Origin of the sequence: Avibacterium avium, from assembly GCF_900454535.1 — a bacterium.
GTDB classification, from domain to species: Bacteria; Pseudomonadota; Gammaproteobacteria; order Enterobacterales; family Pasteurellaceae; genus Avibacterium; species Avibacterium avium.
This window is the reverse complement of the sequence record NZ_UGSP01000001.1, coordinates 969,300-995,360: the sequence shown is the minus strand read 5'-3', so window position 1 is coordinate 995,360 and position 26,061 is coordinate 969,300. Positions and strand designations below refer to the sequence as shown.

Annotated in this window: 16 protein-coding genes, 4 tRNA genes and 3 rRNA genes; 12 read left to right on the top strand and 11 right to left on the bottom strand. The window is 43.4% G+C overall.

Annotation, left to right across the window (positions count from 1 at the left end):
- Positions 1–58: 58 nt before the first annotated feature.
- Positions 59–2,329, bottom strand: a complete 2,271-nt coding sequence (locus DYC50_RS04990) for an NADP-dependent malic enzyme (RefSeq protein ID WP_115249247.1) — start codon at positions 2,327–2,329, stop codon at positions 59–61.
- 251 nt (positions 2,330–2,580) lie between these two features.
- Here DYC50_RS04990 and rsuA point away from each other — a divergent pair, with 251 nt between their 5' ends.
- Positions 2,581–3,276: a 16S rRNA pseudouridine(516) synthase RsuA gene (rsuA, locus tag DYC50_RS04985; RefSeq protein WP_115249246.1), complete on the top strand. Its 696-nt coding sequence runs from the start codon at positions 2,581–2,583 to the stop codon at positions 3,274–3,276.
- A 7-nt stretch (positions 3,277–3,283) separates the two neighbouring features.
- Positions 3,284–4,480, top strand: coding sequence for a Bcr/CflA family multidrug efflux MFS transporter (locus DYC50_RS04980; RefSeq protein ID WP_115249245.1), 1,197 nt, complete (start codon positions 3,284–3,286; stop codon positions 4,478–4,480).
- On the opposite strand, the gene cueR is transcribed toward DYC50_RS04980, so the two are convergent.
- On the bottom strand, positions 4,475–4,873 hold the full coding sequence (cueR, locus tag DYC50_RS04975; RefSeq protein ID WP_115249244.1) for a Cu(I)-responsive transcriptional regulator: 399 nt from the start codon (positions 4,871–4,873) through the stop codon (positions 4,475–4,477). The two genes, DYC50_RS04980 and cueR, sit on opposite strands and share 6 nt — an antisense overlap.
- A 200-nt stretch (positions 4,874–5,073) precedes the next feature.
- Here cueR and DYC50_RS04970 point away from each other — a divergent pair, with 200 nt between their 5' ends.
- Positions 5,074–5,313 (top strand): hypothetical protein, encoded by a 240-nt coding sequence (locus tag DYC50_RS04970; protein ID WP_115249243.1) that lies wholly within the window; start codon positions 5,074–5,076, stop codon positions 5,311–5,313.
- 272 nt (positions 5,314–5,585) lie between these two features.
- Here DYC50_RS04970 and rrf read toward each other — a convergent pair.
- The 4 genes from rrf to DYC50_RS04950 form a co-directional block, all read right to left on the bottom strand.
- Positions 5,586–5,701: ribosomal RNA gene (gene rrf, locus DYC50_RS04965) — 5S ribosomal RNA — on the bottom strand.
- Positions 5,702–5,835: 134 nt separating this feature from the next.
- A 23S ribosomal RNA gene (locus tag DYC50_RS04960) occupies positions 5,836–9,000 on the bottom strand.
- Between the two features lie 225 nt (positions 9,001–9,225).
- Positions 9,226–9,301 (bottom strand) — tRNA-Glu (locus tag DYC50_RS04955).
- 99 nt (positions 9,302–9,400) lie between these two features.
- Positions 9,401–10,942: ribosomal RNA gene (locus DYC50_RS04950) — 16S ribosomal RNA — on the bottom strand.
- Together the 16S, 23S and 5S rRNA genes with 1 tRNA gene alongside form the textbook arrangement of a ribosomal RNA operon.
- Positions 10,943–11,395: 453 nt before the next feature.
- Between DYC50_RS04950 and DYC50_RS04945 the strand changes: the two genes are divergently transcribed.
- Positions 11,396–11,734 carry a YegP family protein gene (locus tag DYC50_RS04945; RefSeq protein WP_115249242.1) on the top strand — a complete coding sequence of 113 codons (339 nt, stop codon included), beginning with the start codon at positions 11,396–11,398 and terminating at the stop codon, positions 11,732–11,734.
- 139 nt (positions 11,735–11,873) lie between these two features.
- Positions 11,874–12,704 (top strand): DUF5718 family protein, encoded by an 831-nt coding sequence (locus tag DYC50_RS04940; RefSeq protein WP_115249241.1) that lies wholly within the window; start codon positions 11,874–11,876, stop codon positions 12,702–12,704.
- Between the two features lie 85 nt (positions 12,705–12,789).
- Here DYC50_RS04940 and birA read toward each other — a convergent pair whose 3' ends face one another.
- A complete protein-coding gene (birA, locus tag DYC50_RS04935; RefSeq protein ID WP_115249240.1) occupies positions 12,790–13,728 on the bottom strand; it encodes a bifunctional biotin--[acetyl-CoA-carboxylase] ligase/biotin operon repressor BirA in 939 nt (312 codons plus the stop codon).
- Positions 13,729–13,893: 165 nt separating this feature from the next.
- Between birA and guaB the strand changes: the two genes are divergently transcribed.
- The 3 genes from guaB (at position 13,894) to guaA (ending at position 18,297) form a co-directional block, all read left to right on the top strand.
- On the top strand, positions 13,894–15,357 hold the full coding sequence (gene guaB, locus DYC50_RS04930; protein WP_115249239.1) for an IMP dehydrogenase: 1,464 nt from the start codon (positions 13,894–13,896) through the stop codon (positions 15,355–15,357).
- Between the two features lie 74 nt (positions 15,358–15,431).
- On the top strand, positions 15,432–16,718 hold the full coding sequence (locus DYC50_RS04925; RefSeq protein WP_115249238.1) for a hypothetical protein: 1,287 nt from the start codon (positions 15,432–15,434) through the stop codon (positions 16,716–16,718).
- 19 nt (positions 16,719–16,737) lie between these two features.
- The gene (gene guaA / locus DYC50_RS04920) at positions 16,738–18,297 is read left to right on the top strand and encodes a glutamine-hydrolyzing GMP synthase (protein ID WP_115249237.1); all 1,560 of its coding nucleotides are present in this window, start codon (positions 16,738–16,740) and stop codon (positions 18,295–18,297) included.
- A gap of 192 nt (positions 18,298–18,489) precedes the next feature.
- Here the strand turns inward: guaA and DYC50_RS04915 are convergent.
- From DYC50_RS04915 to DYC50_RS04905, 3 genes are all read right to left on the bottom strand, one after another.
- Positions 18,490–18,576, bottom strand: a tRNA-Leu gene (locus tag DYC50_RS04915).
- 30 nt (positions 18,577–18,606) lie between these two features.
- A tRNA-Cys gene (locus DYC50_RS04910) sits at positions 18,607–18,680 on the bottom strand.
- An 11-nt stretch (positions 18,681–18,691) separates the two neighbouring features.
- Positions 18,692–18,767: transfer RNA gene (locus DYC50_RS04905), tRNA-Gly, on the bottom strand.
- A gap of 323 nt (positions 18,768–19,090) precedes the next feature.
- Here DYC50_RS04905 and DYC50_RS04900 point away from each other — a divergent pair.
- The 3 genes from DYC50_RS04900 to trxA all read left to right on the top strand — a co-directional run bounded on the left by DYC50_RS04900 (position 19,091) and on the right by trxA (position 21,661).
- Positions 19,091–20,200 (top strand): methionine biosynthesis PLP-dependent protein, encoded by a 1,110-nt coding sequence (locus DYC50_RS04900; RefSeq protein WP_115249236.1) that lies wholly within the window; start codon positions 19,091–19,093, stop codon positions 20,198–20,200.
- Positions 20,201–20,218: 18 nt separating this feature from the next.
- Complete coding sequence (locus DYC50_RS04895) at positions 20,219–21,214, top strand: 2-hydroxyacid dehydrogenase (protein WP_115249235.1); 996 nt, start codon at positions 20,219–20,221, stop codon at positions 21,212–21,214.
- Positions 21,215–21,337: 123 nt separating this feature from the next.
- Positions 21,338–21,661 carry a thioredoxin gene (gene trxA, locus DYC50_RS04890; protein WP_115249234.1) on the top strand — a complete coding sequence of 108 codons (324 nt, stop codon included), beginning with the start codon at positions 21,338–21,340 and terminating at the stop codon, positions 21,659–21,661.
- A 47-nt stretch (positions 21,662–21,708) separates the two neighbouring features.
- On the opposite strand, the gene rluC is transcribed toward trxA, so the two are convergent.
- A complete protein-coding gene (gene rluC / locus DYC50_RS04885; RefSeq protein ID WP_115250162.1) occupies positions 21,709–22,686 on the bottom strand; it encodes a 23S rRNA pseudouridine(955/2504/2580) synthase RluC in 978 nt (325 codons plus the stop codon).
- Between the two features lie 440 nt (positions 22,687–23,126).
- Between rluC and rne the strand changes: the two genes are divergently transcribed.
- Entirely contained in the window at positions 23,127–25,988 is a 2,862-nt protein-coding gene (rne, locus tag DYC50_RS04880; protein WP_115249233.1) for a ribonuclease E, read from the top strand.
- Positions 25,989–26,061: the final 73 nt, after the last annotated feature.

Genomic DNA, 26,061 nt, shown 5'->3' with positions numbered 1-26,061 from the left:
CAGTTATAAATAAAAATGGGGGAAAAATTATCTGCCCCCATTTCATTTATCCTTGTATTTACACTTCTTGTTGCGCTTTCACTGCGGCAACTGCCACCATATTGATAATACGGCGAACGGAAGAGGCAGAGGTTAAAATATGCGCGGTTTTATTTACGCCCATTAAGATTGGCCCAATGGTGATTGGCGTTGCCGTACCTTGTAGCAAGTTAAGGCTGATACGCGCCGCTTCCATTGTTGGCATAATTAGCAAGTTTGCTGCGCCTTTTAACGGGCTATCTGGCATCACTTCGTTGCGTAAACTTTCGGAAAGGGCAATGTCGCAATGCATTTCACCGTCAATGATTAATTCTGGCGCTTTTTCACGCACAAGTTTTAACACTTCACGCATTTTCACTGCATTTTCATCATTGAAACTACCATAGTTAGAATGAGAAACCAGTGCCACTTGTGGCTCGATACCAAAACGGCGAACTTCTGCCGCAGACATTAAGGTAATTTCCGCTAATTCTTCTGCCGTTGGATTTGGATTAACAAACGTATCGGCGATAAACAAGTTGCCTGTTGGTAGCACCAAACCATTCACAGTAGCGGGAATTGCGCCTGCTTTCACACCAGTGAAATCTTTGATTGCGCCTAAGTGAGAAGCATAAGGCCCAACCAAGCCGCATAGCATAGCATCAGCTTTACCAAGTTCTAACAACACTGTGCCAAGTGCGGTTGGATTATGCAACATTTTTCGTTTTGCGCCTGATGGCGTCATTCCTTGGCGTTTTAGTTTATCGTGATAACATTGCCAGCATTCGTCATAGTAAGGATTGTTTTCGATGTCGATAATGTCAAAATCACGCCCCGCTTCAAGATGCAAGCCAAGTTTTTTGATTTTTTCTTCGATGATGTGCGTACGTCCTAGCAATACAGGTTGTGCAATGCCTAAAGTGGCAATTTCTTGCACAGCGTGAAGCACGCGCGTTTCTTCGCCGTCTGTTAGCAAGACGCGTTTTTTGTCTTGTTTTGCTTGTGCAAATACCGGCTTCATAAATAAATTCGTTTTGTAAACGAATTGAGTAAGTTTTTCTAAATAGGCATCAAAATCTTCAATCGGACGGGTTGCCACGCCGCTATCCATCGCCGCTTTCGCGACCGCTGGAGCAATTTTCACAATAAGACGCGGATCGAACGGTTTTGGAATTAAGTAATCCGGCCCAAAAGAAATTTCCGCGCCACCATAGGCGGAAGTAACCACTTCGCTTTGCTCTGCCAAGGCGAGATCCGCAATGGCGTACACCGCGGCTAATTTCATTTCTTCATTAATGGTGGTGGCGCTCACATCTAATGCACCACGGAAAATGAATGGGAAACAAAGCACGTTATTTACTTGGTTTGGATAGTCTGAACGGCCTGTACAAACAATCGCATCAGGGCGAACTTCTTTGGCAAGTGGCGGTAAAATTTCAGGTTCTGGGTTCGCCAAGGCAAGAATCAGCGGATTTGGCGCCATCACTTTAACCATTTCTTGGGTTAATGCGCCCGCCGCGGAACAACCAAGGAAAATATCACAATTCGGCATTGCATCTGCCAAGGTGCGCGTGCCGTTATCTTCAATGGCGTAAAGCTTTTTGGTTTCGTCCATTCGCTCATCACGGCCTTTGAAAATCACGCCTTTGGAATCGCATACGGTGATGTGTTCTTTTTTCATTCCAAGAGAAACCAACAAGTTCAAGCAAGCAATAGACGCTGCGCCTGCGCCTGAAGCCACCAGTTTGACATCCTCAATTTTTTTATTCACAATGCGTAGCCCATTGATGACCGCAGCCGCTGAAATAATGGCTGTGCCGTGCTGATCATCGTGAAATACCGGAATATTCATTCGCTCACGCAATTTTTGTTCAATGTAAAAACACTCTGGGGCTTTGATGTCTTCAAGGTTAATCCCGCCGAAAGTTGGCTCAAGTGCGGCGATAATTTCCACTAATTTATCAGGATCTTTTTCATCAATTTCAATATCAAACACATCTACACCAGCGAACTTTTTAAATAGCACGCCTTTCCCTTCCATTACTGGTTTTCCTGCTAAGGCGCCGATATTGCCTAAACCTAGCACCGCTGTTCCATTAGAAATTACCGCAACAAGATTGCCGCGAGCGGTGTATTTATAAGCATTGGCAGGATCTTTTTCAATTTCTAAACAAGGCTCTGCTACTCCCGGTGAATAAGCTAAAGCGAGATCACGCTGTGTGGCGAGAGATTTGGTTGGAGTAACTTCAATTTTTCCCGGCTTTGGAAATTCGTGGAAATCAAGCGCCGCTTGACGTAATTGTGCGTCCATAAAACAGTCCTTATAACAATTTGAAAAGGTTTTGAGAATAATTCAACGCCCTATTATAGGCGAAAAAATCAGAAAATCTGTGATTTACAACACATTATTTACAATTCATTCACAAAATCAACCGCACTTTTGTTTTCGGTGTAGCTAGGAGCTTCTCACCAAGAGAAGCACTCTTGATTTTGAACAGACCCTAGGGTTTTATGCCGAGATGCTGTACAATGTCCCGTTTTTATAAACGAGAAAATCACGCAATGAGATTAGATAAATTTTTAGCCGAACAAACAGGACTAACGCGCTCTCAAGCCAATAAAACCCTACGCCAAAGTGCGGTGCAAATTAATGGAAAAATTGAGAAAAGCGGGGCAACCAAAGTGAGTGCGGAAGATGAGATTTACTTTGATGGCGAACGCCTTACTTGGTTTGAAGCGGGGCATTACATTATGCTGAATAAACCGCAAGGCTATGTTTGCTCCAATGATGACGGCGATTATCCGACAATTTATCAATTCTTTGATTATCCCCTTGCCGGCAAATTGCACAGTGCAGGGCGCTTAGATGTGGATACCACAGGGCTGGTGTTGCTCACCGATGATGGGCAGTGGTCGCATCGCATCACTTCACCAAAGCATCATTGCGAGAAAACCTATTTGGTTACCCTTGCCGATCCTGTAGAAAATCATTATCAACAAGCCTGCGCCGAAGGCATTTTATTGCGTGGTGAAAAACACCCTACCAAGCCTGCCAAACTTGAGATTATTGATGATTACAATGTGAATCTCACCCTAAGTGAAGGGCGTTATCATCAAGTAAAACGAATGTTTGCCGCCTTAGGCAACAAAGTGATTGGGCTACATCGCTGGAAAATTGGCGATGTTGTGCTAGATGAACAATTAGAAGAAGGGGGATACCGCCCTTTAAGCGCAGAAGAATTAAACGCATTAAAATAAGGATAGCATTTTGAGCGAAAAAACGATTCATAAACCCAGCTTTATTTTCATTTTGACCCTTGGGCTACTTTCAATGTTGCCGCCGCTTGGGGTGGATATGTATTTGCCTGCCTTTTTGCGAATGTCGCAAGATTTGCACGTTAGCCCTGAACGAATTCAGCATACCTTAACCTTTTTCGCTTACGGTATGGCAGCAGGACAGCTTTTCTGGGGGCCTGTGGGCGATAGCTATGGGCGTAAACCCATTATTCTGCTAGGCGTGATTGTCAGTGCCATTACCGCGTTAATTCTCACGACAATCAATCAAATTGGTAGTTTTACCGTGCTACGCTTTATGCAAGGCTTTTTTGGTGCTGCGCCCGTAGTTTTAGTGGGCGCATTGTTACGCGACCTTTTCAGTAAAAATGAACTTTCACGCACAATGTCCACAATTACCCTTGTGTTTATGGTAGCCCCACTGGTTGCACCAATTATTGGTGGCTATTTGGTAACTTATTTCCATTGGCACTCTATCTTTTATGTGATTGCGGTAATGGGCGCACTGAGTACCTTGTTGGTATTTTTCATCATTCCTGAAACCCATAAAAAAGAAAATCGCATTCCTTTACGCTTAAACATTGTAGTGCGCAATTTTGTGAATTTATGGCAGAAAAAAGAAGTGCTAGGTTATATGTTTATGAGCGCCTTTGGCTTTGGTGGCTTGTTTGCGTTCTTAACCGCGGGATCGATAGTATATATCGGCATTTATGGCATTCCAGAGCAAAACTTTGGTTATTTCTTTATGTTGAATATTAGCGTGATGACCTTAGGTTCGTTTTTAAACGGACGCTTGGTAACCAAAGTTGGCGCAGAAAAAATGCTGCAAACAGGTTTGATTATTCAATTTCTTGCGGCGATTTGGCTATTATTAGTGGTGTTTTTCGATCTCGGCTTTTGGTCAATGGCCATTGGCGTAGCACTGTTTGTTGGGCAGAATTCACTCATTAGCTCAAATGCAATGGCATCTATTTTAGAAAAATTCCCTGCAATGGCTGGCACAGCGAATTCAATGGTGGGCAGTGTGCGCTTCGGTACAGGCGCTTGTGTGGGATCGCTCGTTGCATTAATGAAAATTAACAGCGCCGCGCCAATGCTTTTAACCATGGTCGGCTGCTCATTTTTAGCGGTCAGCTGCTATTATTTCTTAACCTACAAACGCCTATAATTTCGTTTTTTCCGTTAGCCCTGAAAGAATAGAACAATCAGGGCTATCATTTCCTTGGCAGGAACAGTGCCAACGTTGCAACAAATCCAACATTTCTTGTAAGCTCGCAATCTTATCTTTTAGCTCTGTAATATGTTGTTCTGTAATGGCTTTTACTTCGCGACTGGTGCGATTCGGATCGCTATTTAACCTTAACAATTCGCGAATTTGTTGCAATGAAAATCCCACTTTACGCGCGTTACTAATAAAGCGCAACTGGCTTAAATCCTGCTCAGAATAAAAGCGATAACCCGATAAAGTGCGTTGCGCCTCAGGCAATAATCCCGCTTTTTCATAATCCCTAATTTGCTTGGCGGATAAACCTACTTTCTCGGCTGCTTGGCTGATGTTCATAATATTCTTTTCTCATAACAAAAACGTTTGATTATCATAACACGAATACTAAGCTACAAAAGTGCGGTGAATTTTGTCTAGATTTTTCAAAGAACATTTCTTTTTTCGTAATAACTAATACATGTATTAATATCTATTGCCTTATAATTCACTAGGCAATACAATCAATTTAATGATAGCTGTGAATAAAGGAAAGAAAAATGCTAGCTGATTTCATCTTATTTTGGACAAAAATCTTTTTTGGCATATTAATTGCATTAAGTTCACTCTTTCTATTATTTACAGTTGATGCGAAATACATTCTTGCTTTCTTTGGTATTTTCGTGTTTTCCTTTGTGGTTCGCTTGATTGTGGTATTCGCTCAAACAAAGAAACATTATGCAGAATTAGAAAAAATAAAGCAGGAAAAAGCGCGTGTAAAATACGTCATCATCAAGTAAAAAACGATTTTTTGAAATAAGCTCGCATTATGGCGAGCTTTTTTATTGGAAAAAATTTGAAGTTAATCTCTCCGCTACACAAAAAAGATGGTTAGGAACAAAAATTTGGTACATTCTGGGCTGATAAAATTTTAATGAGTGATTTGATGATTACCAAAAAATAAATGAATAGGAATAGAAAGCCATTCAATGTATAAATACTTTAGTAATACGATAAATAATAATAAAAAAACGCCACTGAGTTCCCTCAATGGCGTTCTTCTTTATTCAAAACCTGGCGGTGTCCTACTCTCACATGGGGATTCCCCACACTACCATCGGCGTTACAGCGTTTCACTTCTAAGTTCGGCATGGATTTAGGTGGGTCCACTGCACTAGCGCCGCCAAGATAATTCTTTAGATTCTTTATATCTTTTCTCTTAGTCGATAACTTCGCTTATTTCTATTCCATTATCCGACTAAGTGTTTTTATTCTTACTCTTTCTTTCCAATCAAAAACAAGCCAAAACCCTTGAGCGTTGTATAGTTAAGCCTCTCGGGCAATTAGTACTGGTTAGCTCAACGGCTCACACCGCTTACACACCCAGCCTATCTACGTCTTAGTCTCAAACAACCCTTACAGTCTTATAGACTGGGAGAACTCATCTCAAGGCAAGTTTCGTGCTTAGATGCTTTCAGCACTTATCTCTTCCGCATTTAGCTACCCAGCTGTGCCTCTGGCGAGACAACTGGTACACCAGTGATGCGTCCACTCCGGTCCTCTCGTACTAGGAGCAGCCCCTCTCAATTCTCCAACGCCCACGGCAGATAGGGACCGAACTGTCTCACGACGTTCTAAACCCAGCTCGCGTACCACTTTAAATGGCGAACAGCCATACCCTTGGGACCTACTTCAGCCCCAGGATGTGATGAGCCGACATCGAGGTGCCAAACACCGCCGTCGATATGAACTCTTGGGCGGTATCAGCCTGTTATCCCCGGAGTACCTTTTATCCGTTGAGCGATGGCCCTTCCATTCAGAACCACCGGATCACTATGACCTGCTTTCGCACCTGCTCGACTTGTCTGTCTCGCAGTTAAGCTTGCTTATACCATTGCACTAACCTGACGATGTCCGACCGTCATTAGCAAACCTTCGTGCTCCTCCGTTACGCTTTGGGAGGAGACCGCCCCAGTCAAACTACCCACCAGACACTGTCCGAACACCCGTTTCAGGCGCTTCGTTAGAACATCAAACGTTAAAGGGTGGTATTTCAACAACGACTCCACGATAACTGGCGTTACCGCTTCATAGTCTCCCACCTATCCTACACATCAAAATTCAAGGTTCAGTGTCAAGCTATAGTAAAGGTTCACGGGGTCTTTCCGTCTAGCCGCGGGTACACCGCATCTTCACGGCGATTTCAATTTCACTGAGTCTCGGGTGGAGACAGCCTGGCCATCATTATGCCATTCGTGCAGGTCGGAACTTACCCGACAAGGAATTTCGCTACCTTAGGACCGTTATAGTTACGGCCGCCGTTTACTGGGGCTTCGATCAGGAGCTTCTCTTTCGATTACACCATCAATTAACCTTCCAGCACCGGGCAGGCATCACACCCTATACGTCCACTTTCGTGTTTGCAGAGTGCTGTGTTTTTAATAAACAGTTGCAGCCAGCTGGTATCTTCGACTGGTTCATGCTCCATCCGTAAAGAACTTCACACTACGCCAGCGCACCTTCTCCCGAAGTTACGGTGCTATTTTGCCTAGTTCCTTCACCCGAGTTCTCTCAAGCGCCTGAGTATTCTCTACCTGACCACCTGTGTCGGTTTTCAGTACGGTTTAGTAAAGCCTGAAGCTTAGTGGCTTTTCCTGGAAGTGTGGTATCAGTTACTTCAGCACCTTAGTGCCTCGTCATCATCTCTCAGTGTTAACGGTGAGCCGGATTTGCCTAACTCACCCACCTACCAACTTAAACGACCATTTCCAACAGGTCGATAACCTAACCTTCTCCGTCCCCACATCGCAGCTTTACCAAGTACGGGAATATTAACCCGTTTCCCATCGACTACGCTTTTCAGCCTCGCCTTAGGGGCCGACTCACCCTGCCCCGATTAACGTTGGACAGGAACCCTTGGTCTTCCGGCGAACGGGTTTTTCACCCGTTTTATCGTTACTTATGTCAGCATTCGCACTTGTGATATCTCCAACAGACTTCTCAATCCATCTTCATCGACTTACACAACGCTCCCCTACCCAACAGACGTATCACTAATATCCCTCTTCGATTTTCTCTCTACACTCAACGTGTTTTTCGCTTTACTCACTTGCTTCGCAAGTGGTTAATCGTTAAGGCGTATTAGTGATACGCCTGATGCCGCAGCTTCGGTACTATATTTTAGCCCCGTTACATCTTCCGCGCAGGCCGACTCGACTAGTGAGCTATTACGCTTTCTTTAAATGGTGGCTGCTTCTAAGCCAACATCCTAGCTGTCTAAGCCTTCCCACTTCGTTTCCCACTTAATATAGATTTTGGGACCTTAGCTGGCGGTCTGGGTTGTTTCCCTCTCCACGACGGACGTTAGCACCCGCCGTGTGTCTCCTGAGTATCACTCTTCGGTATTCGGAGTTTGCATCGGTTTGGTAACCCGGGATGGGCCCCTAGCCGAAACAGTGCTCTACCCCCAAAGGTGTCCGCTCAAGGCTCTACCTAAATAGATTTCGGGGAGAACCAGCTATCTCCCGGTTTGATTGGCCTTTCACCCCCAGCCACAAGTCATCCGCTAATTTTTCAACATTAGTCGGTTCGGTCCTCCAGTTAGTGTTACCCAACCTTCAACCTGCCCATGGCTAGATCACCGGGTTTCGGGTCTATACCTTGCAACTCAACGCCCAGTTAAGACTCGGTTTCCCTTCGGCTCCCTTATTCAGTTAACCTCGCTACAAAATATAAGTCGCTGACCCATTATACAAAAGGTACGCAGTCACCACACCCTAAAGCATACTGCTTTAGGCTTTGTGATTTGCTTTGCAAATCACCCATCTTAACGCTATCTAAAACCCACTGCTTATTTTAGGGATAAACATTTTACTTCGTAAAATGTTAACACTCATAAAGTGCGGTGTTTTTTTTCCACGTTTTCAATACGCTTTAGTGGTGTGGCTCCCACTGCTTGTACGTACAGGGTTTCAGGTTCTATTTCACTCCCCTCACCGGGGTTCTTTTCGCCTTTCCTTCACAGTACTGGTTCACTATCGGTCAATCAGGAGTATTTAGCCTTGGAGGATGGTCCCCCCATCTTCAAACAGGATTCCTCGTGTCCCGCCCTACTTCTCGTAAACTTAGTACCACACGCAATCTTTCAGATACGGGGCTATCACCCTGTGTCGCTTAGCTTCCCAGCTAATTCTCCTAAATCACATGCTATCACTTACTGGCTACTCCGCTTTCGCTCGCCGCTACTCACAGAATCTCGGTTGATTTCTTTTCCTCGGGGTACTTAGATGTTTCAGTTCTCCCGGTTCGCCTTGTTTACCTATTTTATTCAGTAAACAATGATAGGTTCTTCACCTATCGGGTTTCCCCATTCGGACATCGTGGGTTAAACGCTTCTTATCAACTCACCCACGCTTTTCGCAGATTAGCACGTCCTTCATCGCCTCTGATTGCCAAGGCATCCGCCCTGTACGCTTTCTCACTTAACTATACAACCTCAAGGATTTTTTTTACTTTCCCTGAAGTGTCTTCATTCTCGTTGAGAACGCTTACTTGCTTTTGTTCAAGTAAGTCTTTTCTACTCAGACTTCTTCAATTTAATAAGAAAATGGCTCTATCACGATTACCACTCCCTCATTAGCTTGAAAGTCTCTTCAGTTTTCAGCTTGTTTTTACATTGTTAAAGAGCAAATCGCTAAAAAATTAGCTTTAAATGGCGTCCCCTAGGGGATTCGAACCCCTGTTACCGCCGTGAAAGGGCGATGTCCTAGGCCTCTAGACGAAGGGGACTACATATAAAGGTAATCTCTACACGACTTTGAGTTTCGCTCTCGCTTGTCTAACATCAATCATCACAATCTGTGTGAGCACTCATCTATCCAGTCTTTATAAGGAGGTGATCCAACCGCAGGTTCCCCTACGGTTACCTTGTTACGACTTCACCCCAGTCATGAATCATACCGTGGTAAACGCCCCCCCGAAGGTTAAGCTATCTACTTCTGGTACAACCCACTCCCATGGTGTGACGGGCGGTGTGTACAAGGCCCGGGAACGTATTCACCGCGACATTCTGATTCGCGATTACTAGCGATTCCGACTTCATGGAGTCGAGTTGCAGACTCCAATCCGGACTTAGATGCACTTTCTGAGATTCGCTCACCCTCGCAGGCTCGCTTCCCTCTGTATGCACCATTGTAGCACGTGTGTAGCCCTACTCGTAAGGGCCATGATGACTTGACGTCATCCCCACCTTCCTCCAGTTTATCACTGGCAGTCTCCTTTGAGTTCCCACCCGAAGTGCTGGCAACAAAGGATAAGGGTTGCGCTCGTTGCGGGACTTAACCCAACATTTCACAACACGAGCTGACGACAGCCATGCAGCACCTGTCTCTAAGCTCCCGAAGGCACTCCCGTATCTCTACAGGATTCTTAGGATGTCAAGAGTAGGTAAGGTTCTTCGCGTTGCATCGAATTAAACCACATGCTCCACCGCTTGTGCGGGCCCCCGTCAATTCATTTGAGTTTTAACCTTGCGGCCGTACTCCCCAGGCGGTCGATTTATCACGTTAGCTACGGGCACCAAGCCTAAAGCCCAATCCCCAAATCGACAGCGTTTACAGCGTGGACTACCAGGGTATCTAATCCTGTTTGCTCCCCACGCTTTCGCACATGAGCGTCAGTATCTCCCCAAGGGGCTGCCTTCGCCTTCGGTATTCCTCCACATCTCTACGCATTTCACCGCTACACGTGGAATTCTACCCCTCCCTAAAGTACTCTAGTAACCCAGTCTGAAATGCTATTCCCAAGTTAAGCTCGGGGCTTTCACATCTCACTTAAGTCACCGCCTGCGTGCCCTTTACGCCCAGTTATTCCGATTAACGCTCGCACCCTCCGTATTACCGCGGCTGCTGGCACGGAGTTAGCCGGTGCTTCTTCTGTGGCTAACGTCAAATCAGTGCGCTATTAACACACCAACCTTCCTCACCACCGAAAGAACTTTACAACCCGAAGGCCTTCTTCATTCACGCGGCATGGCTGCGTCAGGGTTCCCCCCATTGCGCAATATTCCCCACTGCTGCCTCCCGTAGGAGTCTGGGCCGTGTCTCAGTCCCAGTGTGGCTGGCCATCCTCTCAGACCAGCTAGAGATCGCAGGCTTGGTAGGCCTTTACCCCACCAACTACCTAATCCCACTTGGGCTCATCTTATGGCAGGTGGCTAAAACGTCCCACCCTTTAATCTCTCGATACTATGCGGTATTAGCCATCGTTTCCAATGGTTATCCCCCTCCATAAGCCAGATTCCCAAGCATTACTCACCCGTCCGCCACTCGTCAGCATTGAAAGCAAGCTTTCAACCCGTTACCGTTCGACTTGCATGTGTTAAGCCTGCCGCCAGCGTTCAATCTGAGCCATGATCAAACTCTTCAGTTTAATCTTCTCAATTCGTACACTAACAAAGCTCTGTGATTTCATTTAAAATCACTATGAATTTCAGTTAAGCACTAATTGTTCTAAATCTTTTAAGTTTTTCCAGAATCAACAAGTGCCCACACAGATTGTCTGATTGATTGTTAAAGAGCAAAAAAACGACGCGATGTGTATTTTCATTTTTCTACAACGTCGCGTCGTTGTGTGCGGCGTATTATAGGCATCTGAAAAATCTTTGCAACCCCTTTTGGCAAAAAAATGGCAAAAAATGCGAAAAATCATTGCAACTGATTATTTTAAAATCGCACCGCTGAATTATCAGGCAAAGTGCGGTGGAAAATTAGCTAAATTTTTACCGCACTTTTTCTCGCCTATGATAAATCCATTGAAAAAACAGAAAAAAAGCTTATGATGAACTGGTGGAATATCCCACGATTCATTAAGAAGGAAAATAGTATGGCTTTAGGCTGGTATGAATTGAAAAAAGCAAGTGATGGTCAATTTATGTTTAACCTTTATGCGGCGAACTCGCAAATTATCTTGACCAGTGAATTATATAAAACCAAAGCGTCTGCGCTAAATGGTATTGAATCTGTACAGAAAAATGGTAGCGATGAGGCGAATTTTGAGTTCCGCGTGGCGAAAAATGAGAAACCTTATTTCGTATTGAAAGCCAAAAATCATCAAGAAATCGGGCGCAGCCAATATTATGCTTCTCAAGAAGGGGCAAAAAATGGAGTGAAATCAGTAATGAATAACGCGCCGACAACGCAAATTAAAGATTTAACTGTCTAATTTAAAAGATAAAAGCGAGAATTTCTCGCTTTTATTTTATCAAAATAATAGATCATTTCCTCCCCCGAAATTTCCCCTTGAAAATTCCTTATAACCTTGTAGGATTTGGATATGTCATCAAGATAAAAGGAGCAAGAAAATGACAAAAAATGTTATCGGCCTTGGCGTGGCAGGCAATTTTGCGGGGCATTTGGAACAAGCGGGTGAGGCAAAGGATTTTGCCCAAGTGAAAACGGCAGAAACCCATCAGCCCAAAGCGATTTTTCCTTTTTATGTGCCTGCAGAAAACTTAGGCGAGTATGACTTTTTGGCGGTTAATCCGTTAAGTGCTGAATATATTCGTTTTCCGCAAGCGGGGGCGGATAATTTGCAGATTGAGCCTGAAATTGCCCTGTTGTGTGAAGTGCAATATTCTGGCGAAAAAGTTACCGCACTTTTGCCTTACGCCTTTGCGGCTTATAACGATTGTTCAATTCGCCGCCCTAATGCCAATAAAATTTGTGAAAAGAAAAACTGGGGTGCGGAAACCAAGGGCTTGGCGACAACAACCATTCCGCTCACGTCCTTTGACTTAGGCAGTGAAATTGATGATTATCGCATTGCTTGCTTTCATAAACGTGATGGCAAGATGAATGCTTATGGCGTGGATAGCCCCGCTTTAGGATACAGCTATTTTCATCAAAAATTGCTTGATTGGATTGTGGGACAAATGAATAATCAGCCTGATTTCGGTCCGATGAATCATATCGCTGATTTGCTAAAAAAAGCCCATTATCCAACCCAAGCGATCATTAGCATTGGTGCAACCCGTTATACTGAATTCGGCACGAGCCATTTTCTGCAACCTGACGATGTGAGCATTGTGGTGGTGTATAACGGCAAGAAATATTCACCGCAACAAATTGAGCAAATGGCAGCACAAGAACGTTTTGCAGAAGATATTTCAGCCCTTGTGCAAAAGGTAATTTAACGAAAGCGCAAAAAGTGATTTAACGATATTTGAAAAATAAAGGGAAGCATAAACAGCCTTCCCCTTTTATTTTGTCTTTCGGCTTTTACGCTTTTCTCCGTAGCGACACTTCCCCACCATTAAAATATCGCATTCCTTCTTCTGTCATTAATTGAATATAACCTCGTTCATCAATACCTTGTTCAATCCCTGTGATTTTGTGATTTTCACTCAAAATATTCACTTCTTCGCCAAAATAAGCATCCATTTCCAACCATTCTTGACGAAACTTCTCATCAATTCCCACCTGCTCAAACTGCTGTAAACGAGCAATTAAATTTTGACTTAACGATACAATCAACTTATTACGATCAAAATCAGGAAGTACTTCAACTAATTCAGCCCAAGGCTGATCAATATTATTGTGCTGTTTCGGTAACGAAAGGTTGATCCCCAACCCAATCACTAAATTGTGTAAATTATTTGGGCGATTTGCAATTTCCACCAAAATGCCTGCAAGCTTACGCCCATTTAGCAAAACATCATTTGGCCATTTTAGTTTAACACCCCAAGCGCCTGCTTTTCTTAATGTGTCAGCAATTGCCATTCCGACCACCAAACTTAAGCCTTCTAAGTTAATTTGGCGATCCAAAGTCCAATACAAACTCATAATTACTTGCCCCGCAAAAGGCGAAAGCCATTGCCGTCCCCGCCGCCCTCGCCCTGCGAATTGATATTCCGCCAAACACAGATCCCCTTGTTTTAATTGATCAATTTGCTCAAGCAAATATTGATTGGTGGAGTGAATCACCGGTTTCACCACAGCTCGATAAGGGGCAATGCCTTGATTAATTTTTTGTGCGGAAAGTAGCGGTAGCTCAGGCTGTAATTGAATATCATCGCCATTGGTTTGGATCTTGATCCCCAATTCCCTCAACGCCTGAATATACTGGCTGAGCTGGTGATCGTTCAAACCTAAAAGTGCGGTCATTTTTTGACGTGTTTTTTTCTCGCCATCCGCCAATTCGACTAAAAAATGAAACATTTTATTTTTCCTAATTTTCGTTCAGATAGACGACAATGAATTTTTTTAAAATAAAAAATATTTGCAATTCGCCATTTTCAAATAAGCATAAACTCTGTATAATCCCGCCGCAATATTTTTTAACATTAACCTTGGGATTTTCCCCCTTTAAAGAGAGATATTGCTATGCTACGAGTTATCAAAGAAGCCCTCACATTCGATGATGTGCTACTTGTTCCCGCTCATTCTAGCGTGTTGCCAAACACTGCCAATTTATCCACCCAGCTCACCAAAACCATTCGCTTGAACATTCCGATGCTTTCTGCCGCGATGGATACCGTTACCGAAGCAAAATTAGCGATTTCTCTCGCACAAGAGGGCGGAATCGGCTTTATCCATAAAAATATGAGCATTGAACGCCAAGCAGATCGCGTTCGCAAAGTGAAAAAATTTGAAAGTGGAATTGTGTCTGAACCTGTTACCGTTTCCCCAGATTTAACCTTAGCGGAATTGGCGGAATTAGTGAAGAAAAACGGCTTTGCGGGCTACCCTGTGGTAGATAAAGAAAGCAATCTCGTTGGTATTATCACAGGTCGCGATACCCGTTTTGTGAAAGATTTGTCGCAAACTGTCGAAAAAATGATGACCCCGAAAGATCGCCTTGTTACCGTAAAAGAAGGCACTTCACGCGAGGAAATTTTAGAATTAATGCACAACCACCGCGTAGAAAAAGTGCTAGTGGTTGATGACGCGTTCAAATTAAAAGGAATGATCACCGTTAAAGATTTCCAAAAAGCGGAGCAAAAACCGAACGCTTGTAAAGACGAATTTGGGCGTTTGCGTGTAGGTGCGGCTGTGGGAGCAGGTGCTGGCAATGAAGAACGCATTGAAGCCTTAGTACAAGCGGGCGTGGACGTGCTATTAATCGACTCTTCCCACGGGCATTCTGAGGGCGTGTTGCAACGTGTGCGTGAAACCCGTGCGAAATATCCTGATTTGCCAATTATTGCCGGCAATGTTGCCACGGCGGAAGGTGCGATTGCCCTTGCTGATGCTGGTGCAAGTGCAGTGAAAATTGGTATCGGCCCGGGGTCAATTTGTACGACTCGTATTGTCACTGGCGTAGGTGTACCGCAAATCACTGCCATTGCCGATGCGGCTGAAGCTTTAAAAGATCGCGGCATCCCTGTTATTGCTGACGGCGGTATCCGTTATTCTGGTGATATTGCCAAAGCCATTGCTGCTGGCGCAAGTTGCGTAATGGTGGGGTCAATGTTCGCAGGCACAGAAGAAGCCCCAGGCGAAATCGAACTTTATCAAGGAAGAGCATTCAAATCTTACCGCGGAATGGGATCCTTAGGGGCGATGAGCAAAGGCTCGTCCGACCGCTATTTCCAAAGCGATAATGCTGCCGATAAACTCGTGCCAGAAGGCATCGAAGGACGCATTCCATACAAAGGCTACTTAAAAGAAATTATCCACCAACAAATGGGGGGCTTGCGTTCTTGTATGGGCTTAACGGGCTGTGCCACCATTGAAGATCTCCGCACCAAAGCGCAATTCGTACGCATCAGCGGCGCCGGCATCAAAGAAAGCCACGTCCACGATGTTACCATTACCAAAGAAGCGCCGAATTATAGAATGGGGTAAAATAGGAAATAAGCCTAATATGCTAAATTGGGCTTATTTTTTAATATACATTAATTCAATGTTTAGGTAAAAATATGAAAAAACCGATCTTATTATGCATAGGATTATTAAGTGCGTTGCAAAGTTTTAGTAAACAATTTGATGTTTATCTAGACTATGCCACGCTTCCATCACTAAATATGATGTTTGATTTGGTAGAAAAGAAAGATAACCAACAGATTGAACGTATTATTGGCTTTGAACGTTTTAATCTTTCTGAGGATAAGTTATCCGCCTTTCCGCAAGGAAAAATTTCGTTCTCCAAAGTTTCGTTAAAAGATTTTACGGCGTTTTCTGATTTGTTGGTCAATAAAATTGCGCAAAGTGATGAGCTAGTAGAACTTTTTATTCATACTAATTTAGATCACTCCTTTTATAACTTACCCAATGTATTAGAAAAACTCTCTCCTATTGCGAATAAATTCACAATAAAGCATCTTTATCTTTATGATGACGGCTCAATGAATTATAAAGACCTTTATGAGCATAGAGAACAAGATATAAAAAAACTATTAGCTTCTTCTCAAAATGAGCTAGCTAAAAAATTAGCTTCTCATTCAAATAATAACGAATTAGATTCAATAAGCCGTTATACTTGGCATAAATTTTTCCCTACAGACTATATTTTACTGCGACCTGACTATTTAACCATTGACGAAAAAATGCAACCTTTAAAAGAATTTATTGGCAATAATGTCTCTGCAATGAGTTGGTCGCGTTTTGAAAAACTTTCGCCTGAACAAAAAACATTATTTTTAAAACTTGTCAATGTTGATGAAAATACGTTACATAAGCTAAAGAATAATTCTGAGGAGAGAACCTTTATTTTTACAGGAACAACAACTTGGGAAAAAGATAAAGATAAACGCTTAGCTAACGCCAAAACACAAGTGAAAGTTTTGGAAGATTTTCTTAAGCCTGATGGGAAATTTTACTTAGGCAATAAGATAAAAGTCTTTTTCAAAGGGCATCCCAAAGGTGATGAAATCAACGAATATATTTTAAAACAAACGGGCGCAGAAAATATCCCCGCCAATATTCCTTTTGAAGTATTAATGATGACAAACTCCTTGCCTGATTATGTTGGAGGCATAATGAGCTCAATGTATTTTTCTTTACCAGCTACACATATTAATAAAGTGATTTTCTTAGACTCTGACAAAGTGAAAAATAAAAATGATGCAAAAGCGCAAACTTTATCAAAATTAATGTTAATGCTAAACGTGATTACCCCAGAACAGATTGCATTTGAAGAAATTCCTGAAACGAAAAAAAACTCCTTTTTTAAACAAGCTTTTGATACATTAAGAAGTAAATTTTAAATTATAAACAAGGTAAAAAATGAACAACATCCACAATCACAAAATTTTAATCTTAGACTTTGGTTCGCAATATACCCAGCTGATCGCTCGCCGTGTGAGGGAAATTGGGGTGTATTGTGAGCTGTGGGCTTGGGACGTAACAGAAGAACAAATCCATGAATTTAACCCAACAGGGATTATTCTTTCTGGTGGGCCGGAAAGCACCACGGAAGAAAACAGCCCACGCGCGCCTGAATATGTGTTTAACGCTGGCGTGCCAGTGCTAGGAATTTGTTACGGAATGCAGACAATGGCGATGCAGTTAGGCGGTTTAACGGAAACTTCTGACCATCGTGAATTTGGTTATGCTTCCGTTTCTTTACAAAATCCAACCGCACTTTTTGCTGGTTTAGATGATGGCGAACACAAACTCGATGTTTGGATGAGCCACGGCGATAAAGTGACCCAATTACCACCGCACTTTCAAATCACGGGGGTAACGCCAACCTGCCCGATTGCGGCGATGTCTGATGAAAACCGCCACTTCTATGGCGTGCAATTCCACCCTGAAGTGACTCACACCAAAAGCGGCTTAGCCCTTTTAACCAATTTTGTGGTGAATATTTGTGGCTGTGAACGCAACTGGACACCAGAAAATATCATCGAAGATGCCGTGGCTCGCATTAAAGCGCAAGTGGGCGATGACGAAGTGATTTTAGGTTTATCAGGCGGCGTGGACTCTTCCGTTACTGCTTTATTATTACACCGTGCTATCGGCAAAAACCTACACTGTGTTTTCGTGGACAACGGCTTGCTACGCTTAAACGAAGCCGATCAAGTGATGGAAATGTTCGGTGATAAATTCGGCTTAAACATCATTCGAGTGGACGCCGAAGATCGTTTCTTAAACGCCTTAAAAGGCATTTCAGATCCTGAAGCGAAACGCAAAATGATCGGTAAAGTGTTCGTTGATGTGTTTGATGACGAATCGAAAAAACTCAGCAGCGTAAAATGGTTAGCTCAAGGCACGATTTATCCTGATGTAATCGAATCTGCCGCGAGCAAAACGGGCAAAGCGCACGTGATCAAATCTCACCACAACGTAGGTGGGTTACCAGATTATATGAAACTGGGCTTGGTAGAGCCATTACGCGAACTGTTCAAAGATGAAGTGCGTAAAATCGGCTTAGCCCTCGGGCTTCCAGCAGAAATGCTCAACCGCCACCCATTCCCCGGCCCAGGTTTAGGCGTGCGCGTGCTTGGCGAAGTGAAAAAAGAATACTGCGATTTACTCCGCCGTGCCGATGCTATCTTTATTGAAGAGCTTTACAATTCAGGCTGGTACTACAAAGTCAGCCAAGCCTTCACCGTATTCTTACCAGTAAAATCCGTAGGTGTAATGGGTGATGGACGTAAATACGATTGGGTTGTTTCCCTCCGTGCAGTAGAAACCATTGATTTTATGACTGCACATTGGGCGCACCTGCCTTATGACCTACTCGGCAAAATCTCCAACCGCATCATCAACGAAGTCAATGGCATCTCCCGCGTGGTGTATGACGTCAGCGGAAAACCCCCAGCGACGATTGAGTGGGAATAAAAAAGCTCCGTTTTCATCACATATCATTTTAAAAATACTCAAAACCCTGTTATTACAGGGTTTTTCTATTTCGTATTATTTCACAGTAGTTTATATTTATAGCGCTATTTTTGATGAGATACTAAAAAAGAAAAAAAGCCATAAGTTACTGATTTGAAAAGATTAACTTATGACTTAATACGAAATTCTTAATGGTGCCCGAGGGCGGACTTGAACCGCCACGACTCGAAAGTCGAGGGATTTTAAATCCCTTGTGTCTACCGATTTCACCACTCGGGCTGAGTGATATTGCTGACTGCGGTTGCATTATGGAGGCGTGTCCCGGAGTCGAACCGAGCTACATGGATTTGCAATCCAGTGCATAACCGCTTTGCTAACACGCCGTAGCGTAAATTGGAGCGGGAAACGAGGCTCGAACTCGCGACCCCGACCTTGGCAAGGTCGTGCTCTACCAACTGAGCTATTCCCGCTTTCGCTGCAACACATTCGCTGTCAGTGGCGTGCATTTTACTGACTTCTTGAACGCTGTCAATTAAAAATATGAAAAAATATTATTGATTGATGAAAAAAAATGCAAGACGCGTAAATATGCTTTAAAACAAAGCGATTTATGGATAATTTTAGATCGTTTTTAATCTTTTTATCTCATCGCAAAACTAAATTTAAAATCTACTTTAAACAGGCGATCCTTTGTGCCAAAATGTGGCAATGCTATTTATCCATACTGCACGGCATCATTCTCTTGGTGAATAAAAGTGCGGTGAAATTTTTTGCAATTTTTACGAGGAATAATATGACACAGCAATACAAAATCGAAACACTACTCGCACAAGCAGGCAATCGCACAGATGAAAGAACAGGCGCAGTTTCCACGCCTATTTTCCTTTCTACCGCCTATGGTCATCACGGCATTGGAGAAAGCACGGGATACGATTACACGCGTACGAAAAATCCAACGCGCACCGTTTTAGAAGAAACCATTGCTAAATTAGAAGGCGGGGAACGCGGTTTTGCTTGCGCTTCTGGTATGGCGGCGATTCAGTTAATTATGCAGTTATTTGCTGCGCCCGATGAATGGATTGTGTCTAGCGATGTGTATGGCGGCACTTATCGTTTATTAGATTTTGCCTATAAAAATACTCATGGGGTGAAGCCAGTTTATGTGAATACCACTTCTCTTGATGCCATTGAGCAAGCGATTACACCAAATACCAAAGCGATTTTTGTGGAAACGCCGTCAAATCCATTGATGGAAGAATGTGATGTGCCAGCCATTGCAAAATTGGCGAAAAAGCACAATTTATTACTTATCGTAGATAATACATTCTTAACGCCCGTGTTATTCCGTCCTTTAGAATGTGGCGCGGATATTGTGATCCACAGCGGAACAAAATATATCGCAGGGCACAATGATGCCTTAGTGGGCTTGGTGGTAGCCAATGGGCAAGAGCTTTGTGATCGTCTGTTTTATATTCAAAATGGTGCGGGCGCAGTGCTTTCGCCATTTGATAGCTTTTTGACGATTCGTGGAATGAAAACCTTGGCGTTGCGTATGGAACGTCATCAAAAAAATGCGCAAGAACTCGCTAAATTCCTTGCTGAGCAGCCACAAGTGAAAGATGTGCTTTACCCAAATAAAGGAGGAATGCTCTCTTTCCGTTTGCAAGATGAATCTTGGGTTAATCCGTTCTTAAAAGCGATTAAACTCATTACCTTTGCAGAAAGCCTTGGTGGCACAGAAAGTTTCATCACTTATCCTGCGACTCAAACCCATATGGATATTCCTGAGGCGGAGCGTATTGCGCGTGGTGTGTGTAATTGTCTGCTACGTTTCTCGGTAGGCTTGGAAGATGTGGAAGATCTCAAAGCGGATCTGTTACAAGCCTTCGCCCAATTAAAATAACAAAACAGGGAGAATAGAATGAGAGTCGCTGTTTATAGCACCAAAAGCTACGATCGCAAATATTTAGAATTAGTCAATGTGAAGTATGGATTTGAGCTTGAGTTCTTTGATTTTATGCTTACAGAATCAACGGCAAAAATGGCAGAACATTGCGATGTGGTGTGTATTTTCGTGAATGATGACGGCAGCCGAAAAGTCTTGGAAAAATTGGCCGCACTTGGGGTAAAAATGGTGGCCTTGCGCTGCGCTGGTTTTAATAATGTGGATCTCAAAGCCGCACAAGAATTAGGCATTCAAGTGGTTCGGGTGCCAGCTTATTCGCCAGAAGCGGTAGCTGAGCATACCGTAGGTTTAATGCTTACCCTAAATCGCCGCATTCACCGCGCTTATCAACGTACACGTGAAGCAAATTTTTCCCTTGAGGGATTGGCCGGCTTCAATATGCACGGGCGCATAGTTGGGGTGATTGGTACAGGGAAAATTGGCATTGCCGTAATGCGTATTTTAAAAGGGTTTGGTATGCACATTTTAGCTTACGATCCGTTTAAAAATCCTGTTGCGGAAGAATTGGGTGCAGAATATGTTTCGCTTGATGAATTATATGCCAGATCGCAAATCATCACCCTGCACTGCCCTGCGACGCCAGAAAACTATCATCTGCTCAATCGCGATGCGTTTGCCAAAATGCGTGATGGTGTGATGATTATTAACACCAGCCGCGGCACGTTGATCGATACACAGGCGGCGATTGATGCCTTAAAACAACGCAAAATTGGCGCATTAGGAATGGACGTCTATGAAAATGAACGCGATCTGTTCTTTGAAGATAAATCCAACGAAGTGATTCAAGACGATGTCTTCCGCCGTTTATCTTCGTGTCATAATGTGTTGCTCACAGGGCATCAGGCATTCTTAACGGAAGAAGCGCTGACCAGTATTTCTAACGTAACGCTAGAAAATATTTACAGCCTAAAAACAGGCAAACCTTGCCCGAATTTAGTGCTGCCATCTTAACTTTTAACAATTACATTGATTAGTGATGATAGCTTGAATTTGTGCTATCATCGCCTCATATTAAGGAAAACGCCATAACCTATGGCAAATTAGACAATAGACAAGACAAATAAGGAAAATAAAATGAGTGAAGTATTACATACAACTGATGCCACTTTCGAAGCTGATGTTTTAAGATCAGATGTGCCTGTGTTATTAGATTTCTGGGCGCCTTGGTGTGGCCCTTGCCGTATGGTTGGCCCAATTCTTGATGAATTAGCCGCAGAATTAGGCGATAAAGTGAAAATCGTGAAAATCAACATTGACGAAAACCAAGCAACACCAGCTCAATTTGGCGTTCGCAGCATTCCAACTTTATTAATGTTTAAAGAAGGAAAAGCCGTTGCTTCGCAAGTAGGCGCATTACCTAAAAATCAATTAGCAGCGTTTATTGCACAAAATAGCTAATTATTCTCTGAAAAATAAAATCCCGATACATTTATCGGGATTTTTTCTTAATAGCTTTTCTGATTTCTCAACTGTTTCAAAATTTCTTTTAACTTGCCTTCTAACGGCGCAGTAAAAAATAAAGTTTCCTGCGTTTTCGGGTGTTCAAGACGAATGGCATAAGCGTGCAAAAACAGCCGATCTAAACCTAATTCCGCCATTTGGCTATCAAACTGTTTATCGCCATATTTGCTGTCTAAGGCGATGGGGTGACCGGCGTATTGTGTATGCACACGAATTTGGTGAGTTCGCCCAGTAACTGGGGAGGCTTTTACCAAAGTGGCATTGCCATAGCGCTCTTCAATACTGAATAAGGTTTCTGACGGCTTGCCTTGCTCGCTCACGCGCACAATCCGTTCGCCACCAGCTAATTCATTTTTTAGCAAGGGCGCTTTAATCGCTTTACAGTGAGATTGCCATTGCCCACGCACTAAGGCAAGATAATCTTTGCGTACGGTTTTATTACGCAGTTGCTCGTGCAAATGACGCAACGCCGAGCGTTTTTTCGCCACTAATAAAATGCCTGAAGTGTCCCGATCCAAACGATGAACTAACTCTAAAAAACGTGCTTCAGGACGCAATGCCCTTAAGGCTTCAATCACGCCAAAATCTAATCCGCTGCCGCCGTGTACCGCAATGCCCGAAGGCTTATTGAGTACCAATAACGCATCATCTTCAAAAATAATTTGCTGTTCTAATTGCGCAACTTTGTTGAGCTTTTTCGATACTGGCGCTTGCGTTTTCTCACTCACACGTACAGGCGGCACGCGCACAATATCACCACTTTGCAATTTATATTCAGGCTTAATTCGCCCTTTATTTACCCGCACTTCGCCCTTCCGCAAAATGCGATAGATTAAACTTTTCGGCACGCCTTTGAGCTTATTTAACAAATAGTTATCAATGCGTTGACCTGCTTCATCTTCGCTAATCTGCAACATTTTTACGCTAGGATTTACAATTTTTTCATCAGTTTTATTCGACATTGGTTTCATTTTATCCTTTGCAAAATTGGGCGGATTATAGCACAAATGCACGGATTTACCTTGCTAAAAAATCCCTATCGTTAGATAATAGAGCGAATTTTTGCCAGCTTACTGGGAAAAATGAAATAAACGCAAAGACAACGCTGCAAACGGCATAAGACGTTGTTTTATAAGATAAATTTTGTCTAATTTGATTTTGTTACTGCGATAACAGAATAAAAAACGGACAATAAGTGTGATAAAAATCCCCCACGCTTGCAAAATAATTATTTCAGTCATTTTGTTTGTATCGAAAATTGTTCTTCGATAACGCAATCAATGCACCCAGCAACTGACAGTCGAGAGAATGACATTTTGCGACAGACACGAGGTCGATTGCGAAGCCAAAGTGCGGTGGTTTTTTATGACAAATTTAAGATGAAAATATAAGAGAAAATCGAATGAAAAGAATGTTAATCAACGCAACCCAAAAAGAAGAGTTGCGTGTTGCCCTTGTTGATGGGCAACGTTTGTTCGACTTGGACATTGAAAGTCCGGGTCACGAACAAAAAAAGGCCAATATTTATAAAGGCCGCATCACCCGTGTTGAACCTAGCCTTGAAGCCGCATTTGTTGATTACGGTGCGGAACGCCACGGTTTCCTTCCTTTAAAAGAAATTGCTCGTGAATACTTCCCTGCGGATTATGTGTATCAAGGTCGCCCAAATATTCGTGATATTTTGCACGAAGGGCAAGAAGTTATCGTTCAAGTAAACAAAGAAGAACGTGGCAACAAAGGGGCTGCGCTCACCACTTTCGTCTCCTTAGCGGGTAGCTATTTGGTGATTATGCCAAATAATCCAAGAGCAGGCGGAATCTCTCGCCGTATCGAAGGGGAAGAACGTTTAGAATTAAAAGAAGCCTTAAGCTCGCTTGATGTGCCAGAAGGTGTGGGGTTAATCGTGCGTACCGCAGGCGTGGGCAAATCCCCAGAAGAATTACAATGGGATTTAAAAGTTCTGTTACACCATTGGGAAGCCATTAAACAAGCCTCTGAAAGCCGTCCAGCGCCGTTTTTGATTCACCAAGAAAGTGATGTGATTGTCCGTGCGATTCGTGATTACTTACGCCGTGATATTGGCGAAATTTTGATTGATAATCAAAAGGTTTATGAAAAAGCCAAAGCGCACATTAAATTAGTGCGTCCTGATTTCATCAATCGCGTTAAACTCTATCAAGGCGAAGTGCCATTATTCAGCCATTATCAAATTGAATCGCAAATTGAATCAGCCTTCCAACGTGAAGTGCGTTTACCGTCTGGCGGCTCAATTGTGATTGATGTGACTGAAGCACTCACTGCCATTGATATTAACTCGGCACGCTCAACTCGTGGCGGCGATATTGAAGAAACTGCGCTCAACACGAACCTTGAAGCGGCTGATGAAATCGCGCGTCAATTACGCTTGCGTGATTTAGGTGGTTTAATTGTTATCGACTTCATTGATATGACCCCAATTCGTCATCAACGTGAAGTGGAAAATCGTATGCGTGATGCGGTGCGTCAAGATCGTGCGCGTATTCAAATTAGCCGTATTTCTCGTTTTGGCTTATTAGAAATGAGCCGCCAGCGTTTAAGCCCGTCTTTAGGGGAATCTTCCCATCACGTTTGCCCACGCTGTCAAGGCACAGGGAAAATTCGTGATAACGAATCACTCTCGCTGTCCATTTTACGTTTATTGGAAGAAGAAGCGATCAAAGAAAACACCAAACAGGTTCACACCATTGTGCCGGTGCAAATTGCTTCTTACCTGCTTAATGAAAAACGTAAAGCCATTAGCAGCATTGAAAAACGCCATAACGTAGATATTGTGGTTGCCCCAAATGAAGAAATGGAAACACCGCATTTCAGCGTTTTCCGTGTGCGTGAAGGGGAAAATCACCACCATTTAAGCTACAACCTTGCAAAAGTACACCGTGAACAAGAAGATACTTTTGATGCAGAAGAATCTTTAGTAAGCCGTAATATCGAAACTGCTGCAGTAACCACTGAAAATGTGTTAGAAAACGCGGCGGTATCTTTGGCGATTGAAACGCCAGCGCCAATGCCAACTGAGCCGAAAAGTGGTGGATTATCGAGCTTTATTGCGGGTCTTATTGCCAAAATTAAAGGGCTTTTCGCAACAAAAACGGAGCAAAAAAAGACCGCACCTCGTGGTAAAAATAATCGCCGCCGTAATAACGATCGTCGCAATACAAGACGTAATCGTAATGAGCAAAAGTCAAATGAAGACTTGAATAAACGCAATGAACGCACTTTCGACAATGCAGAAAGTCGTCCAAGTCGCAATAAGCAAAGCAAAAAACCATTGCCAGTGGTTGAAGATAACGCAATCGTTACAGAAAATAGCACAAGCGAAAGTACCAATGCGCCAGCGCAGCAACGCCGCCAGCGCCGTGATCTGCGCAAAAAAGTGCGTATTGAAGAAAATGTAGCAGCGCCAATCGTCACGCCAGCTGAGCAAGCCCCTACCGCATTACCTATGGTAGAAACAGCGCCTAACGCTGAAGAAATGTTGCCAGTTGCAAGGGTTGAAACCACAGATACAACCGCGAATACTGATGCGATCATCAACGAAAACAACCAAAATGACAGCAAAAAACGCCGCGATAATCGCCGCCGTTTACCGCGTCATTTGCGCGTGCGTAAATATCGTACACCAGAAGAAAAATCGCCAATGCCATTGTTCGCAGCGGTTGCTTCACCAGAATTAGCGAGCGGTAAAGTGTGGATTGATAGCAATGCTTTTGCGAGCAATAAATCGAACAATTTCTTGTCTGTTGATGAATTGCTTGAACAGCAAAATGGCAGCGATGAAATTGCCGTAACTACACCTGCAACCCAATTATTGGTGCAGCAAGAAAGCAATGAGCCAACCCCATTGGCAGGTTTTGTAACACAACCAGCTAATGAATCAGTGGAGAAAAAAGTCCAAGCCTCATTACAACGTTTGCATAGTGAAAGTACAGCAGCACCAAGTGCGCCAGCTGAAAACACTCAAACGCACACTAATGAGCAAGTGGAAATTTCAGAAAAAACCGACCGCACTTATGAGTTTAACGGCCGTTTAGGCACCGTTTCAGCCGTGCCACATACACGTTCTGAAATGACTTCAGCCCAAGCGATTGCAAGCACGGAAGGCGACTACCCTATCGTAGAATGGAAAGAATCACGTTACTATTTCTACGGTAAAGGCGCAGCGGGACATCACAATGCAATTAGCCACGTTTATGCTGAAGCTACTTCAGCGAAAACAGCGGAATAAGGTTAATTCAAATTGCTAACTGATAATGCACCTTGCCTTAAGTAAGGTGCATTTTTTATCGTTCTATTTATAA

Coding starts and splice junctions, on each gene's coding strand:
- DYC50_RS04990 (WP_115249247.1), bottom strand. CDS start 2,329: ATGGACGCACAATTACGTCAAGCGGCGCTTGATTTCCACGAATTTCCA.
- cueR (WP_115249244.1), bottom strand. CDS start 4,873: ATGAACATCAGCCAAGCAGCCGAGAAAGTAGGTTTATCCGCCAAGCAA.
- guaA (WP_115249237.1), top strand. CDS start 16,738: ATGAACAACATCCACAATCACAAAATTTTAATCTTAGACTTTGGTTCG.
- trxA (WP_115249234.1), top strand. CDS start 21,338: ATGAGTGAAGTATTACATACAACTGATGCCACTTTCGAAGCTGATGTT.
- rsuA (WP_115249246.1), top strand. CDS start 2,581: ATGAGATTAGATAAATTTTTAGCCGAACAAACAGGACTAACGCGCTCT.
- birA (WP_115249240.1), bottom strand. CDS start 13,728: ATGTTTCATTTTTTAGTCGAATTGGCGGATGGCGAGAAAAAAACACGT.
- DYC50_RS04940 (WP_115249241.1), top strand. CDS start 11,874: ATGACAAAAAATGTTATCGGCCTTGGCGTGGCAGGCAATTTTGCGGGG.
- DYC50_RS04900 (WP_115249236.1), top strand. CDS start 19,091: ATGACACAGCAATACAAAATCGAAACACTACTCGCACAAGCAGGCAAT.
- guaB (WP_115249239.1), top strand. CDS start 13,894: ATGCTACGAGTTATCAAAGAAGCCCTCACATTCGATGATGTGCTACTT.
- DYC50_RS04925 (WP_115249238.1), top strand. CDS start 15,432: ATGAAAAAACCGATCTTATTATGCATAGGATTATTAAGTGCGTTGCAA.
- rluC (WP_115250162.1), bottom strand. CDS start 22,686: ATGTCGAATAAAACTGATGAAAAAATTGTAAATCCTAGCGTAAAAATG.
- DYC50_RS04970 (WP_115249243.1), top strand. CDS start 5,074: ATGCTAGCTGATTTCATCTTATTTTGGACAAAAATCTTTTTTGGCATA.
- DYC50_RS04895 (WP_115249235.1), top strand. CDS start 20,219: ATGAGAGTCGCTGTTTATAGCACCAAAAGCTACGATCGCAAATATTTA.
- DYC50_RS04945 (WP_115249242.1), top strand. CDS start 11,396: ATGGCTTTAGGCTGGTATGAATTGAAAAAAGCAAGTGATGGTCAATTT.
- rne (WP_115249233.1), top strand. CDS start 23,127: ATGAAAAGAATGTTAATCAACGCAACCCAAAAAGAAGAGTTGCGTGTT.